The organism is Sphingorhabdus arenilitoris, assembly GCF_042651485.1.
Lineage (GTDB): Bacteria > Pseudomonadota > Alphaproteobacteria > Sphingomonadales > Sphingomonadaceae > Sphingorhabdus_B > Sphingorhabdus_B arenilitoris.
Genome location: NZ_JBHSDH010000012.1, coordinates 102,309 through 117,704, shown reverse-complemented (window position 1 = coordinate 117,704; position 15,396 = coordinate 102,309). Strand labels below are relative to the sequence as shown.

16 protein-coding genes are annotated in these 15,396 nt (G+C 54.8%); 2 read left to right on the top strand and 14 right to left on the bottom strand.

Annotation, left to right across the window (positions count from 1 at the left end; genetic code table 11):
- The first annotated feature begins 34 nt into the window (after nt 1–34).
- Both ACFOWX_RS03700 and ACFOWX_RS03695 read left to right on the top strand, forming a co-directional pair.
- Entirely contained in the window at nt 35–1,738 is a 1,704-nt protein-coding gene (locus tag ACFOWX_RS03700; protein WP_381421424.1) for a class I adenylate-forming enzyme family protein, read from the top strand.
- Between the two features lie 39 nt (nt 1,739–1,777).
- Complete coding sequence (locus ACFOWX_RS03695; RefSeq protein WP_381421422.1) at nt 1,778–4,537, top strand: [protein-PII] uridylyltransferase; 2,760 nt, start codon at nt 1,778–1,780, stop codon at nt 4,535–4,537.
- Nucleotides 4,538–4,753: 216 nt separating this feature from the next.
- Here the strand turns inward: ACFOWX_RS03695 and ACFOWX_RS03690 are convergent, their stop codons facing one another.
- From ACFOWX_RS03690 to ACFOWX_RS03625, 14 genes are all read right to left on the bottom strand, one after another.
- The gene (locus tag ACFOWX_RS03690; protein ID WP_381421420.1) at nt 4,754–5,863 is read right to left on the bottom strand and encodes an OmpA family protein; all 1,110 of its coding nucleotides are present in this window, start codon (nt 5,861–5,863) and stop codon (nt 4,754–4,756) included.
- Nucleotides 5,864–6,023: 160 nt separating this feature from the next.
- On the bottom strand, nt 6,024–6,476 hold the full coding sequence (locus ACFOWX_RS03685; protein ID WP_381421418.1) for a DUF2793 domain-containing protein: 453 nt from the start codon (nt 6,474–6,476) through the stop codon (nt 6,024–6,026).
- 60 nt (nt 6,477–6,536) lie between these two features.
- On the bottom strand, nt 6,537–8,729 hold the full coding sequence (locus tag ACFOWX_RS03680) for a phage tail protein (RefSeq protein WP_381421416.1): 2,193 nt from the start codon (nt 8,727–8,729) through the stop codon (nt 6,537–6,539).
- A gap of 1 nt (nt 8,730) precedes the next feature.
- Nucleotides 8,731–9,150: an NlpC/P60 family protein gene (locus tag ACFOWX_RS03675; RefSeq protein ID WP_381421414.1), complete on the bottom strand. Its 420-nt coding sequence runs from the start codon at nt 9,148–9,150 to the stop codon at nt 8,731–8,733.
- A gap of 5 nt (nt 9,151–9,155) precedes the next feature.
- Nucleotides 9,156–9,977, bottom strand: a complete 822-nt coding sequence (locus tag ACFOWX_RS03670) for a DUF2163 domain-containing protein (RefSeq protein WP_381421412.1) — start codon at nt 9,975–9,977, stop codon at nt 9,156–9,158.
- Entirely contained in the window at nt 9,977–12,304 is a 2,328-nt protein-coding gene (locus tag ACFOWX_RS03665) for a DUF2460 domain-containing protein (protein ID WP_381421410.1), read from the bottom strand. The genes ACFOWX_RS03670 and ACFOWX_RS03665 overlap by 1 nt, the downstream gene beginning before the upstream one ends.
- A 34-nt stretch (nt 12,305–12,338) precedes the next feature.
- The gene (locus ACFOWX_RS03660; RefSeq protein ID WP_381421408.1) at nt 12,339–12,938 is read right to left on the bottom strand and encodes a tail tape measure protein; all 600 of its coding nucleotides are present in this window, start codon (nt 12,936–12,938) and stop codon (nt 12,339–12,341) included.
- The gene (locus tag ACFOWX_RS03655; protein WP_381421406.1) at nt 12,931–13,125 is read right to left on the bottom strand and encodes a phage tail assembly chaperone; all 195 of its coding nucleotides are present in this window, start codon (nt 13,123–13,125) and stop codon (nt 12,931–12,933) included. Before ACFOWX_RS03655 ends, ACFOWX_RS03660 begins: the two co-directional genes overlap by 8 nt.
- 24 nt (nt 13,126–13,149) lie before the next feature.
- On the bottom strand, nt 13,150–13,443 hold the full coding sequence (locus ACFOWX_RS03650) for a GTA-gp10 family protein (RefSeq protein ID WP_381421404.1): 294 nt from the start codon (nt 13,441–13,443) through the stop codon (nt 13,150–13,152).
- The gene (locus tag ACFOWX_RS03645) at nt 13,440–13,847 is read right to left on the bottom strand and encodes a phage tail tube protein (protein WP_381421402.1); all 408 of its coding nucleotides are present in this window, start codon (nt 13,845–13,847) and stop codon (nt 13,440–13,442) included. Before ACFOWX_RS03645 ends, ACFOWX_RS03650 begins: the two co-directional genes overlap by 4 nt.
- Nucleotides 13,848–13,914: 67 nt before the next feature.
- The gene (locus ACFOWX_RS03640) at nt 13,915–14,313 is read right to left on the bottom strand and encodes a DUF3168 domain-containing protein (protein ID WP_381421400.1); all 399 of its coding nucleotides are present in this window, start codon (nt 14,311–14,313) and stop codon (nt 13,915–13,917) included.
- On the bottom strand, nt 14,310–14,525 hold the full coding sequence (locus ACFOWX_RS03635) for a hypothetical protein (RefSeq protein ID WP_381421398.1): 216 nt from the start codon (nt 14,523–14,525) through the stop codon (nt 14,310–14,312). Before ACFOWX_RS03635 ends, ACFOWX_RS03640 begins: the two co-directional genes overlap by 4 nt.
- A complete protein-coding gene (locus ACFOWX_RS03630) occupies nt 14,522–14,848 on the bottom strand; it encodes a head-tail adaptor protein (protein ID WP_381421396.1) in 327 nt (108 codons plus the stop codon). The genes ACFOWX_RS03635 and ACFOWX_RS03630 overlap by 4 nt, the downstream gene beginning before the upstream one ends.
- Nucleotides 14,845–15,387, bottom strand: a complete 543-nt coding sequence (locus ACFOWX_RS03625; protein WP_381421394.1) for a head-tail connector protein — start codon at nt 15,385–15,387, stop codon at nt 14,845–14,847. The genes ACFOWX_RS03630 and ACFOWX_RS03625 overlap by 4 nt, the downstream gene beginning before the upstream one ends.
- Between the last annotated feature and the right edge of the window lie 9 nt (nt 15,388–15,396).

Here is a 15,396-nt window from a genome sequence, read left to right as displayed (position 1 = left end):
TAGAAGAGGAACAAAGAGTAAAGGAGAGATTCGCATGCCCACCCCATTGGATATGGCAATTGACGCTACGGTAAAGCGGTTTATGGCCGATAATGGCCCACTTTCGGTGACTTATGTGGAAAAATATGGCGTGAAAATGCCTATGTTCACACAGGCCCCGGCCAATCTGGCTGACTTCTACACTTATTTTTGCGGCGTCCATGCTGAAAAAGAATTTCTGATCGATGGCGCCATCCGCCTGACTTTTGGCGAGGTCTACGCCGCTGCACGTTTGGTGGCGGGCGGTTTGGTCGAAGGCTATGGCCTGCAAAAAGGTGACCGTGTCGGTATCGCCGCGCGCAACTCCGCCAATTGGATGATTTTGAACATGGCGATCATCCTTGCTGGCGGCGTGTCCACGCTGCTGAATGGCTGGTGGCAGGGTCAGGAGCTGGCCGACGGGATTACGATGGTCGATTGCCGCTATGTCCTGGCCGACGAGCAACGTGCGGCGCGGCTTACAGGATGTGATATTGGCGAATGTGAAATATTGCTGTTCGAACATGATTGCCCGCCTGCCGAGGGGCTGAGCATCCTATTGGCCAAAGGCGGCGGTGCAGAGACGCCATTACCGAAAATGGACCCGCTGGATAACGCCACAATCTTATACACGTCGGGATCAACCGGACAGTCAAAGGGCGCCTATTCCGACCACCGCGCGGTCGTTCAAGGCGCGATGAGTTACGTATCGCAATCCATGGTGTTTTTTGAGCTTCTATCCGCCAGCGGCGCTACGCTGCCGGCGCAGCCGTCCGCGCTCGTCAACGTCCCATTATTCCATGTCACAGCGTCAGTGCCATTGGTACTGCAAAGCTATGCCATCGGCCGCAAATTGGTGCTGATGCCGAAATGGGACGCAGAAGAAGCAATGCGCTTGATTGAAAAAGAAAAAATCAGCTATTTCGTCGGCGTTCCGTTGATGAGCATCGAAATCGCCACCCATCCCAAACGGCATGAATATGATTTGACCAGCTGCACCGCATTTGCCGCAGGCGGTGCGCCGCGCCCGGTTGAGCATGTCAAAAAAATCCGCAAGGAGATGGACCATGCCTATCCGCTATTGGGATATGGTTTGACCGAGACAAACGGCGTGGGCTGCGGTAACTTTACCGAAAATTATCTCGCAAAACCCGACAGCACTGGTCCTGCGACCAAGCCATTGGTCGAAATCGAGATGTTGGATGATGATGGCAATATCATGCCGCAGGGGGAACGCGGAGAGGTCTGCATCCGCACGATTGCGAATTTCAGCGGATATTGGAATAACCCCGAAGCAACTGAAGCCGCGTTCACCAAAGATGGCTGGTTCCGAACCGGCGATATCGGGTATCTCGACGAAGATGGTTATCTATATATTGTGGACCGGAAAAAAGATATCATCATTCGGGGCGGTGAGAATATCAGCTGCCCCGAAGTTGAGGCGGCGGCGTATGAGCATGAGGATATTGCCGAACTATCCGTTTTCGGTATCGCAGATGAAAAATATGGTGAGGTGCCAGGCATCGTGTATCATGTGAAAGAAGGCGCCTCTTTGACACCAGAGGAGCTGAAAGCCTTTTTACTGGAACGATTGGCCCCGTTTAAGGTGCCGGTGCATTATTGGCCCTCTGCCGACGCCCTGCCCCGACTTGGCACTCAAAAAATTGACCGTGTTACTTTGCGCAACGCCTATAATGAAAAGGTCAAAAGCGCGGTCTGAAACTTTGCTTTTATTCCCCTGTTATTTTATGACAGGGGAATGAAAAACGCAAAACAAGCAATGTCGGCAAGGCGGGCAATTATCGATCGCAGGCGGCTGGCCGATATGATCACCGCGATTATTGCCAGCGAAGAAACTGATAAGCAACGCGGCCTTATCGTCGCATTGCTGTCACAAGCTGTCCACGATGGCCGCACCGAAATTGCTCGCCGTCTTAACGAAGCTCCATCGGCCGGTCACCAGGCAGCAGCCGAGCAGGCATTTTTGATCGATCAGATTGTTCGGCTGATATTCGACCATGTTACTGGCAATTTATATCAAGTTGCCAACCCCTCCGCCTCTGAGCGGATCTCGGTTTTGGCCGTTGGCGGATATGGCCGGGGCGAAATGGCACCGCATAGCGACGTCGATATCGCGTTCATAACGCCCTATAAACGCACGCCGTGGACCGAACAAGTCGTCGAAGCAATGCTGTATTTCTTGTGGGATTTAGGCTTGAAAGTCGGGCAATCGAGCCGTTCTCTCGATGAAACGGTGAAGTTAGCTATCGAGGATATCACCATCCGCACCGCCCTGCTGGAAAGCCGTTTCGTGTGGGGCGACAAAGAGATTTATGATGAAGCAGCTGCCCGTTTTTGGAATGAAGTCGCAAAAAGAACCGCCGCTGACTTTGTCAGTAAAAAAATGGCCGAGCGAGACGAACGGCACAAGAAAATGGGCGATAGCCGCTATGTGGTCGAACCCAATATTAAAGAGGGCAAGGGCGGCCTGCGCGATCTGCATACTCTTTATTGGATTGGGAAATATGTGCACCAGGTTCGTTCCGCAGCGGCACTAGTCGACGTTGGCTTGCTAAGCAAAAAGGAATATCGGCGGTTTCGCAAGGCGGAAAATTTCCTTTGGGCCGTGCGCTGCCATATGCATGATATTACCGGCCGGGCCGAAGATAGGCTGACCTTTGACCTGCAAAGAGAGGTTGCCGAACGAATGCAATTTGCCGACCGTCCTGGTCAATCAGCGGTTGAGCGGTTCATGCAATATTATTTTTTGAATGCAAAAACTGTTGGCGACCTGACGGGGCTTTTCTTGGCTCATTTGGATGAAACCTTGGCCAAATCCGGTCGCCGCTTTTTGCCTTCGATGGTGCGGCGGCCACGCAAGTTAAATGGGTTCAAATTGGACCGGGGGCGGCTCGCATTACCGTCAGACGATTTTTTTGCAGAAGACCCCGTTCGGATGCTGGAGATATTTCAGCTTGCGGATCGTTATGGTCTGGAAATTCACCCCATGGCGATGCGGGCGGCGCAGCGCGACAGCAAACACATCGACCGAAAAATTAGGCTCGATGAACGAGCCAACAGTCTTTTCATGGATGTGCTGACATCGACGCGTGATCCTGAAACGGTGCTGCGCTGGATGAATGAGTCCACTGTTTTCGGCCGGTTTATTCCTGATTTCCGGCGCGTCGTGGCACAGATGCAATTTGATATGTATCATCACTATACGGTTGACGAACATACGATACGCGCCATCGGTCTGCTGGCCGAAATTGAACAGGGTGACCTTGCCGGTGACCATCCGCTGTCCACTGCAATCATGCGGCAAATCGCTAGCCGTAGGGTGTTATTCATGGCGACATTGCTGCATGATATTGCGAAAGGCCGGGGCGGTGATCATAGTATATTGGGCGCTGAAGTCGCGTTAAAATTATGCCCCCGGGTCGGCCTAACAGCGGCTGAAACGGAAACGGTGGCGTGGTTGGTCCGCAACCATCTGCTTATGTCGTCCACCGCTTTCAAACGTGATCTTGCCGATTTTAAGACGATATTGGATTTTGCCCATCATGTGAAATCGCCGGAACGGCTCCGGCTTTTGCTCGTGCTTACCGTCGTTGACATTCGCGCGGTCGGGCCGGGTATATGGAACAGCTGGAAACGGCAATTATTGTCCGATCTTTTTGAATCGGCCGAAGAGGTGCTGCGCCTTGGGCACAAGCAACGCGGACGCGAGGAACGCATTGCCGCGAAAAAGCGTAATTTGGAAGAAGCACTGGAGTTGAAGCCTGCGGCATTTGCTAAATTGGCCAAAAGATTGCCGGATAGCTATTGGATCGCCGAATCCCCCGACATTATTGAGCGCAATGCCCGGTTATTATTGAATGATGGGGGCGGTGACCTGACGATCGACGCCTGTTATTATGCCGAACGCGGTGCAACATTGATAACGGTATATGCCGCCGATCATCCCGGATTATTTTACCGGATAGCAGGTGCCATACATCTCGCTGGCGGTAATATCATTGATGCGCGGATTCATACCAGCCGCGATGGCATGGCTTTGGATAATTTTCTGGTCCAAGATCCCAAAGGGCGACCTTTTAGAGAGGCTGGGCAGATTGAGCGGCTGCGAACAACCATCGAAGATGCCGTTGCCAATCGCAATAAAATGGGGATTAAATTGGAGAGCAAGCCGAGTTCCCTCTTGCGCGCCGAAGCATTCCGGATCGAACCATCGGTATATATCGACAATCAGGCGTCCAACCGATTCACCGTGCTTGAAGTAAATGCCCGCGACAGGCCAGCGTTGCTGAATAATCTTGCACAAGCCCTGTTCCAGTCAAAAGCAACATTGCACAGCGCCCATATCGCAACCTACGGTGAGCGTGCTGTAGACACTTTTTATGTGACGGATTTATTTGGCGGGAAAATAGAAAATAAAAACCGTTTGAACGCCATCGAGAAGCGATTGTTGGAGGCGGCATCGGGCCGGAATAGAGACGAAGTCAAATCTGTCGCCTGACATGGGAAGCGCTGCATCGTTACATTTCCGCCCGCAATGATTGGTGCAATATAGGGCGCGGCAAATGCCGCCCACATGTGCAGTGAATCCAGCCAGCGCGTGTATCTTTTATTTCGACATATGCGCCCCACCATATGAAGGCTGTGCTGCTAATCTTAATCACAAAAAAAAGGGCCGGTCTTTCGACCAGCCCTTTCTTTTTGTATGTTGCAGAAATTACATTCCCGAACCTGGGCCGTAGCTAACTTCAACGCGGCGGTTTTGCGGCTCGCGCTCACCATCCGCAGTTTGAACCCGAGGCTGGGTTTCACCAAATGCCTGAGTTGTAATCGCCCCGCCGCTGATACCTTTTGATTCAAGGTAACCACGAACGGTTGCGTTGCGGCGTTGTGACAAGCCAACGTTGTAGCTTGCGGAACCCGAACGGTCAGCATGTCCAGCCAGCATAACCTTCGCATTGCCGCAATTGGCATATTGTGCAACCGCGTTATCGAGGACCTGAGCGGCGTCAGGACGCAGGTTCGATTTATCGAAATCGAAGAACACGATATAGGGGCCAGTGCTGCAAGTCACTTTCGGCGGAGGAGGAGGAGGTGGTGGTGGTGGTGGTGGCGGTGCCGGTGGGGGTGGTGCCACAACATCTACCGGAGGAGCTACAGGCTCGCCGCCGAAGTTATAAATCAGGCTGCCCATCAAGCTGTGCGTACGGAAACGGCCACTTACATCGCCGCCAAGACGATCAACATAGTCCAATTTGGAAGCATTGAAGAAACGATATTTCAGGCCAACGTCCCAGCTATTGCTGATTGGAGCGCGAACGCCTGCCAATGCCTGCCATGCGAAGCCAGTGTCAGAGTCATCCAACCAAGCAGGAGAGTCATTGATCGCGTTTTGTGCGACGCGTGCCACACCTACACCGCCGCCAACGAAGCCTTGGATGCCGTCGTCATCGCCGAAATCCAACAGACCATTCAACATGAAACTTAAAGCGTTGGAATCTCCGTTAACAGCGAATGACCCTGCAGTGCGAAGCCCGGAACTATTAGGCAAAAATGCCGTGGTGCCACTCACAGTATCGACATCAGCTTCGCGATATGAGACTTCTGTTTCCAACCGGAACCCACCAAAGTCGTAACCAACAACTCCGCCGAAATCATAACCGGTTTTATTTTCCAGTGTAGCTGGAGCTCCCACTACGTCCAACGCAGTGTCTTCTACCAGCATCGCACCGCCATCCACTCCAACATACCATTGGCCATCACGGGCCATTGCTGGTGTTGCCAGAGCGGTGGAAGCAAGAGCCAAACCTATGGCAAGCTTACGCATCTACTTTCCCCTTCTTATATTAGGATCAAAATTCGAGCCTTGGTTACTACCGAGTCTCTAGAAACGATGCAAGCCCACTTTGCACTTAACTGTTGCCAAAATGCCTCTATTTCCCATCCTTTTCGAAAATTTACCCTATAAAATGCGCCACGCCAGCTGATCAACGCGCTATTATACCCACTTCGCGTAGGCCAGCCAGAATCAAATTAACTGCCGCGCGCGCCTCTATGTCCACAACATTGCCGCCAGATATATCGGCAATATAGGCAGGTGATACCCAAGCTCCTGCTTGATAAACAAAAAATACCGACTGCGCCTTTTGCCAAACCGTCATTCCTTCATGCGGCTCCAAAAACCGGAAGCTTCCGCCGGTCCAATAAGCTATTTTTCGATCATGCCCCGCCCAAGCGCCTTGCGCCAGAGGAGCAACTAACCAGCACTTGCCAGCGTCACCTGCTCCCAAATTACTCACCGGCGCCGCAATTTCATCCAACACCGCCGGGCTGATCAACGCGTCGATAATTGCTAAAGCTTCATTATGTGTGAGTTCTTTTTGAGCCTGGCCTGCAAAAATTAAGGGCATCTTATGGCGTGCGGTATTCATTTGCATCATGGGGTTCCTTGTTCAATTCTTGAAATAATCGGCACGGAAAGGCGCAATGTTCATTTTTTTCTAAATAACGATTGTCAGCGACAATGCCGGTGATTTTGCAAAACGGCCAATTTGACTTATCTCGAACGTCACGGCCCGCGTGCCTTTGGCAATCCAACTGTTCAATTGAGCGGGGGACAATAGTAACTCCGGACCGCTCGTTTCAAATATCGCTAGCGGTTCTTCGCCGTCGTAAGCGGTAACATAGTAGGCTTCACTATCTTCATCTAACGGATGATCGACCGAATCTTGCCACCCGTGGTCAATCCGGCTCCGCCTGATCCAACTTAACGATACATGACCGTCAGCCAATTTGACCACATGACCATGGACAGGAGCAAAGGGACGGATCGCTTTACCACTTACATTGAGGGACGCTGCAACCGGCTGCTCATCCCCCAGCCCCATAGCCTCAATTTCAATCTGCACCCCGGATGATATGCCATCCATATTTAACTGAGCCAAATTATCCGGATTAAGGAGCAATATAGGGCGTCCAGATTGGTGCGCAGCTATTTCGCTTTCGGTCCCGAAACAGCCCCGCTGTAGCTGCGCCAAACGAAATTGGCCGCCGCCCAAATCATCGATTTTACCCGCGCGAATAATTTCGCCATCAAGCCAAAATATCGGCGCGGTGAGGTCAGCAAGGCCCGTTTCACGTTGGGGCAGCTCTGCCTGCGGATTTACCATCTGCACGATTATCGCATTTGCTGTATCGGTCACATGCGCCGGATGGGATGCGGTATTACCGGTGAGCACAGCGATAGCAGCGGCATTGGCGGTGCTTCCTACCTGCTCAACGCTGCTGCCCACTATCCGTGATAAAATTGCTCGCCGCCAACCCGGACTTGTGCCGGAAGCTGCGGCAACGACCAGCGGCGCTCCGCCATCACTGGACCGAAGCGCCGGTAATTCCGCCAACATCAAAAATGTCGGGCCAATTACATAATCCGGCGTGGTAACATTTCGGCCACCGTCGGCCTCGTTACTTGGAGCCGGTGATAAGGAGATGGTCCGCCGTGCCGACAGGCGCGACACCATTCCGAAATGTTCGACCTCCGTCACCTGCCACGACCTGCCTCCCGGATTTCCCTCCGCATCATCGAATATGATGTCGCCAGCACCGATGCGTTTCTCGTCGCGCATAATATATCCGCTCCAACCGCTGCGCGCGCTTTTCCGGTATAGCAGCTGCATATCGGCCAATCTGCGCGCAGCGGCGCTTGATAAAGCGGCGGGGAGATCAATTTGCTGCGCCACCCGGCCAATATCGGACAACCGGCTTTGCTGGACCCCGATTTGATAATCACGGGCGGGGTCATAATAACGCACCGCCAATGCCTGTGCAGCCGGTTGCAGCGCGGCTGTTTGTTCAGGGCGTTTCAGCTTTTTGCTATTTTCATGGCTGGCAATCGTGACGGCCCGCCCGGGTTTCCCCGCGCCCCAGGCTTTTATCGTCAATGTATCACCCATGGGCCGGACATTGACCGGCAAGTTATCCGTTAATGGTTCCAGCGCGGACCGCTTATCACCGCCGAGCAATGCATAGCCCGAAACAAACTCATCCGCTTCACAATCGATTGTTTCTCCAGCGGTGGATGCCACGATATCGCATAGCGACACCGAACCATCGCGTTCGAAAATTTCGAATGTCATCGACGGTATTCTATTGCCAAAATCGGCCAGCTGCAGGTCTTCAAACACAGCGTAACATAATCCCCTATAGGCCGGGCAAGTACCGGCACCTTCAATGGATGCGATCAACGGATCTGCGGGCTGATCATAATGGCCTTGGTAAAAGCGCATTTCACCGCCTGTTTTCAAATCACCTGCGGCCCCGCGCAGCAAATTTCCATCCGCCCAAATCCGGCCCAACCGCGCAGCGGGGCGGCTGGAAAGAGCGACGGCCATGCTGACTGAATAGCTATATTCGATGGTTGATGGACGGCCTTTTCCGCCGCCATTTTTATTGCTCCGTTCAATCAGGTCGGTGGCCCAGATAACCGTACCTGCACCCCGCATCGATCCATATATGGCGGGGATTTGAGTGCCATAAGACGAAGTTTGCACCTCCAATTCTTTCAACCGAGGCCCCTCGCGTGCGGGCCCCTTAAATAGTTCAGCATCGACTTGCTGCCCAATGAAAGCGCCAATTTGCGATCCGACCCGCCCGCCAATGAGCGCGCCTAATCCGGCAAAAACCAAGGTTGCCATGTCAGTCTCCTTTTTTTCGCCAAATCTGGCAGACCGGCCAAACCGGCTGTCCGGGCGTGAACACCACCCGCCGAATACCTGCATGGGCGTGGACCAGACCTGCGCCTGTCCAAATGCCCAAATGTTGCTGCCGTGGACCGGGCCGCAGCAATATAATATCGCCAACCTGTAACGGGGCATCTGGCGCAGCGAAACCAAATCCACATTTTTCCATATAGGTACAAATTTGATCGATATAATCGCCCGCCATATGATAATCGCGTGGGGGGCAGGGCAAATCATGCTGAACATCCATGGCATGAGCGGTAAGCCCGACACAATCGAGGCCAGCCCCCGCTTTTCGTCCATGTAATTTGAATGCAACTCCGATTTGCGCCAATGCCCGCGCAGCGATAGCTTCGCTTACATCATCATTGGCCATTACTATCACGATGCCCCCGGATAACGGGTCAGCAAATCATTGCCGGGCAAATGTGGTTCGCCGCGAAAATTGACGGCATTTGAAAAACGGGTTGCGCAAGTTGCGATGCTTTTGTCGCAGCCTTCGACCAATATCACACGAGCGCCGGGCCGAACTTCAAATTCCGGTACGGCGGCCAAGGCGACGCTATCTTCATCACTAATATAGATATCTGATATATCGCCACTATTACCGCCGTCCAACCAGCGCAAATAGCCATAAGCAAAGTCATTTGGGTTGCCCGGTAATTGGTCTTGGAAGATAATCTGTTCGCCATCAACATGGCTGACAGTCCGCATGTGACGGAACCGAGCCTGATTTAATCCGCAATCCCCGCCGCAAAAACTGGCCCGGCATCCAGGCGACGTGTAAGGAACGGCAGGCGCACTCAAACGCGCTGCGGCGCTGTCTAGCTCGACCTGAAAACTCTCATCTGAATAGCTTACCTGTCCCAGCTCACCCTGCGCCAATATTCGCTTGCCAGCGGCGGGCTGTGTCCAGTCAAACAAGAATACTGAAAGCGCGCATCCATTCCACCGGCCTGCTGATAAATCCTCCTCGCTTATCGCATCACCGCTAACCATTCCGGTTATTTCAAGACCGTTGTTCTCCAGCCCCAGACTTTCCGATATCGTGCTCGGCTCCATGCCAGGGCTGGCACGATATAGCAGGCCGTCTATTTCAACATCGCGGTCATGCGATGTAAAGCCGATGGTGACGCCATCGCGCCGCTCCAGCCGCCAGGCATAAGCGGCACTGGTAAGGTCCCCGGCTAGCCAAACATCCATCAGCCCGCCTCCTTAACTTCGATCAGCGGCACCGACGGCATTTCACCGGCCCCAAAGCTGAAGCGGTTTACCTCTAACCGGTCCTCGGCAAAGCGAACCGGCACATCAAAATGAAACCCGGCCGTGATCACAGCCCCGATATTTGGGGCAGTTTCGAAAATCACGCGACCCTGCTCCACCCGCCAAGAAGTTGCTTCTTGGCCATTTATGGCTACCCGCACGCTGCCTGCAACCGGCCGGGTTATCAAACGCATTTGCGCAGCCTCGCCATCGCCATAGCGTTTTAGCAAGGCGAAGCTGGTCCTTACCCCGTCGCCTTCGCCCAAAATTTGATCGGTTAATGTCGGCGGCAATGTCATCGCGTTGGAACTATTGTCAAATGAATCGCGAAAACGAAACGCTTTCGCCGCGCCCCGCCTTGCCCGGAAAAATCCGATCAGCACCTCCAACTGTTCATCGCTGCCAATTCCGGGCGCTACGTCATAGCTTTGCCGGGCATCGGCCCAGTCGCTATTGCGCCGTTCGTGGCCCGACAGTGTTGTCGCAATCTGCGTTGAAAATTCGGGCATGGCAGAGGCCTGAGCGCCGATTTCAATCGGGAATAATATATCGTCAAAAGCCTGCACGTCTTGTGTCTCCTCACCAATTTCAAAATGGGTGTATCCGTCACGGCAAATTTGCGGCAGCGCCCAGATATAGGTTTCCGCAGTGCCCCGATTATGGGCGCGCTGTGCGGCCTCTTCTATGTCGCGCCATTGCGCTTTTTCCGGGGCATTCAGCACGAAACCTGAAAAATAATGCTGTTCTTCTATCGGATAGCCAAGCCGCTGCGCCATTGCCGGGATCGCCCGCTCGGTCGCGCCATGATTGCCGCTGATTACCCAATCATAATCCTCCAGCTGCAACACATCAAAAGCGGGCGTCGCCCATCCCAACGGCACATTGGCCCGCTGCGCCTCTGGTGCTTCGGGGTCGAGAACCGTCGGAAGATATACCAGCAACAGCAGTTGCGCGCCCGCCGCGCCCGCTTCGGCCCGCACCGCCGCCGCCAGCGCAGCGGTTGATGCCGACAGCAATTCGCCTGCTTTGTCTAACATGGCTTTTTGAGCGGCTGTTTTGGGCCCCGGTATCGCGCCGATGCTAACGGATAAAGTGCCAAAAGCTACGCTCGCGGCGGCGTCATACAGGCAGATACGGCCATCGGGCATAATCCACCACCATGGCTCGCCAATTTGAAATTTTACCGGAAGTCCAGCCTGTTTTAATATATCTGCAAATGCGCGGCCGACTAGCTGCAGATACGCCATCGCGCCATTATGCGCCGGGGACAGCAATGTTGACGGCGGCACCCACCCGGTAAGCGCGGGATCGCCATTTTCCGCCCTTTGTTTCCAATCATTCCAGCAATGGGCATCAAACAATTCATAAGATAATGAGAATATCAGGTCATATCCGGCTTGCTTTGCCTGATCCGCAAAATTGTCGTGCCAGGCGCGGCAAGGCGTATTGAGCGTGCCGCCGGCAAGGCTGACATAATGGGCATTGCCGAGCGGCTCGAGCCGGAAATAATGGCTCATCCCAACATAATGGTTGATCGTTCCGCGGTAACCCAGAGCATGAATTTGGCGCAGCATCCGGGCCGGAGTCTGATTATAGGCGTCGTCATAGCCTGTGGCCATTTTCAAGCGGTGTTCGGGCAGCATGACATCGCCGGTATCCAGCATCACCCCGCCGCCGTCACAGCGTATCTGTGACAATTCTACCCAGCCTTCCTTTGCCCCAGGGAATATCGCGGGGCCGCTGCCAAATTCGGGTGGGATGAGCGAAATGAACATCCGGTCAATGTCGCCTGCATAAACCGGGTCAGCCTCCGATGGCAGCAGGAACCCGCCATTCAGTTTGCTGAATTTCAGGGTGATTTGCGCATCGCTCGGCGAGCCGCTGGCATAATTCCAAAGCCGCACATACCAGCTTTTCGCCTTGCCCGCCGCATCGCGTCCTTCGATGGTCAATGTGGGACCATTGACTGCATTAAGCGGCATGATGCCCGCCGACCGCCAACGAAAGGATAGGGTCAACCGGCGATAATCCCGGTTCGTCTCATAGGCGAGCAGCGGGTGATCAATCCGATCTTCGCTGTCCCAGATGAGTCCCGCCAGATCGTCGTTTTTGTAAAATGTCGCGTCAACGCGCAGCGATTCCGGCCCGCTGGTCACCACCGACGCCATCATCGGGCGGGGGAAATTTACGGTCCAGAAACGCGGGTCGAACCGCATTACCGGAACGGTTTGCTGCCGCCCCCTTTGTTCACATAACCAATAGGCCATAATATCCTCCTGTGATCGGCTTGCGATGCCGGTCCTAATTACGGCTCAATGCCTGGCGCACCATGCGGGCGACCTGCCGCGACGAACGCTGTAGGCTTTCGGGCGCGCTACCCCGGCCATTATCCGAAATATTGATGGTCAGGTTCACTGCCTGCCCGCCTGCCCCGCCGCCGCCTGTGCTGGTTTCTACCCGCCCGCTGCTGGTGGGCACGAATAGTTCTGGTCCATTTTCGCCGACACGGTAAGCACGGCCCGGCGATACGGGCCCGCCGGTTGCGCGGCCCGGCGATCCGAATAAATTGCCCAACAGCGCCGTGACAGAGCTTAACAAGCCGCCCACGCCGCTGCCCTGCCCGCCGCTCTGCCCGCCGCCGCTGAGACCATTTAACCCAGAGCTGATCGCGGCGGTGGCAATTTCGGCCAGCACGGACAGCGCCACATTGCGCAAATCATCAAAACCAAATTTGCCGGTTCGTATGGCCCGCGTCAGGCTGTTTTCCAATGCCTTGCCTGCGCGGTCCAACCCGGCGGCAAACGGGCCGTCGAGCTGCGCCCGCATTGCGTCGACGTCGGCTGCAAAGCCCCGCGTATCGGCGCGAACAGACACAACCAGCCTTTCAATTTCCTCATCCATCGGGGAATTGCTCCTTTAACTTTTCAATGATTTGCGGCTCTGGCGGGCATTCCGCTTCTGGGGTGATGGCGGATAATATCGTTTCCAACTCCGCCGGTGTTGCGTCCCAAAAATCGCTTGGCCGCCAGCCCAAAAGCAGCGCGCATTTGCCGCATAGCTTGGCGGCGTTGGCGGTGAAGCTGCTCATGTCTGCGTGCTGGCCCAGCACGGGTTATTGACCGTTCAAAATTTGGCCGAGCAATATTTTCAGCGCCGGGGTCGCCGCTGCCAACCCTGCCTCGGCAACTGCATCAGAAAATTCGGCCCGGTTAATGCCGGTATGGCCCTGCGCACAATGCCAAAATAGCGCGGTCATCTCCGATAGTTTTAATTGCCCAGCCGCCGCCCGCTCAACCAGCGCGAATAGCGGCCCCAACTCCTCCTCAGCCGCAACAAGCGCGGTAAAGCTTGGACGCAATTTATAACCTGCAACTTGCGCCTCACCGCGCATCGCATTCACAGTCATAATGCACTTACCGGGCCGCTGCTTTCCAGCGACAATGTATAGCTGCGTTCGCCATTGAAATCGCCCGCATAGTCCAGCCGCGTGACGAGGAATTTGCCTTGCAGCCGTTCCCCGCTTTCAAAGCTTAACTCATAATCGTCAATCGCGCCGGATAGCGCGTTATTCTTAATCTGCGTTTCGGCGGCGCTGCCGGTAAAAACACCGGCGGCTGATGCTGACACCGACCGAACGCCTGCTCCGGGAAGCAAATCACGCCAACCGCCCGACCCTTTATTTGTCACGACAATCGGATCGCCATTGATCGACAATTGGGTGGTGCGCAACCCTGCGACCGTGCTGTAAACCGGCGGAGCGCCGCCATCGCCAACCTTTAACAGGAAGGCGCTTCCTTTTTCCACTGACATAATGCTGTCTCCATTTTAGTGAATAGTTTATGTGGTGCCGCAACCCGAGGCTGCGGGGTTTGTGACCCTATATTTGCAGCATCCTGATCCGGTGTTCGACCAAGGCGGCCCATGGCCCGGCGGCATCGCGGGCGATTAAGCCGCGCAAAAATATGTTGCTGGCAATTTGCCATCCGCCGACCATTTCGGGCAGCGCAGCAATGGCCTCCTGGCTATGGCCGATCAACTGATGCAGCCGCGCTGGCACATCGCCGTCATCCCAGATGGTGAAGGCCAACCTCACCTCTCGCCCGGTTTCGGTTTTGGTGCTCCAATCGGTCACCAGATTTTCGGTGAAAGCGATATAGGGAAAGACGGCGCGAACCGGCGGCCCGTCATATACACCGTTCAGACTCTGCGCGAGCGCAGGGTGAGTTTCCAACGCAGCGGTTGCGGCGGTTTGCAGCGCGATAACAGCGTCGCTCATAATGACGTTCCTTTCCGGGCAAAATTGCGGATGCGGCTGTCGCGGATCATTCGCTGGCGCAGATTACGTGCTGATAAAATGATTTCGCCTCCACGGGTTTCGGCGCGTACATCCGGGGGTAAATCGGCATCAGCGGCGATGCGGATTGCAACGCGGTGCGCCGCCGCTTCAGCCGATGCAATCGCTTGCTTTTCCAGCTGATCGAGGCTCATCGCACCTCCTCGCAAGTGATCTGCATTTGCGATGGCTCACGCGGGTCGCTCACCACCTGACGCACGGCGAGATATTTGGAGCGCCAGACAAGCCGGACACGCGGATCAATGCCTTCCCGTTTGCGCATCGTCACTTTCCACCGGGGCATCGCGCTCAGGCTGCCTGCCTGCGTCAAATCGCCCGGCACAATCGGTGCTAATGCCGCCCAGGCTTCACCCGAATAGGCATATTGCCCGCTGCTGCCCGCCAATGCATCGCGGTTGCCGGTGCGGGTTTCAATGGTCACTCTTTCGCGCAGAGTGCCTGCAAATTCCCCGCTCATGCCGACAACCTCATGCGCCGCCATGGACGCAGCAAAGCGGCAACCGCAGCGGGCGGACCGGCATCGCCGTCATTATCGCGGTAGAGATGCAAATGCCCCGTCATGCGCAATATGGCGAGCCGCAGGCTTTCGGGAAGATCGGACCAGCTCGCCGCTAATCCGGCTTGATAGGTAACCTCAATCCGTCCAGCTGAACCTGCCCGCCGCACACTTATATAGGCATCACCGTCCGCATCAATCCGGGCGGTATAATGGCTTTCATCCATTGCGAAATGGGAACCCTCAGCAGGAATTCCGGCCACCGCCACAACCGCGGCAACCGGGCTCGCCGAAAGCCTTTGCCAATGCGATGATGATGGCATTATTTCGCGCACCGTGCGGCGGATCATAATTTGCCGGGTAAAGCTTTCTGCATGGACTATGGCCGCCAGCAAAATTGCGCCCAACGAGGTATCTTCTGCATCCTGATCCAGACGCAAATAAGCCCTAACCTCGTCCAGCATAAAGCTGTCGAGGTTGAGCGGATCAATGCTCAACATAATATCTTC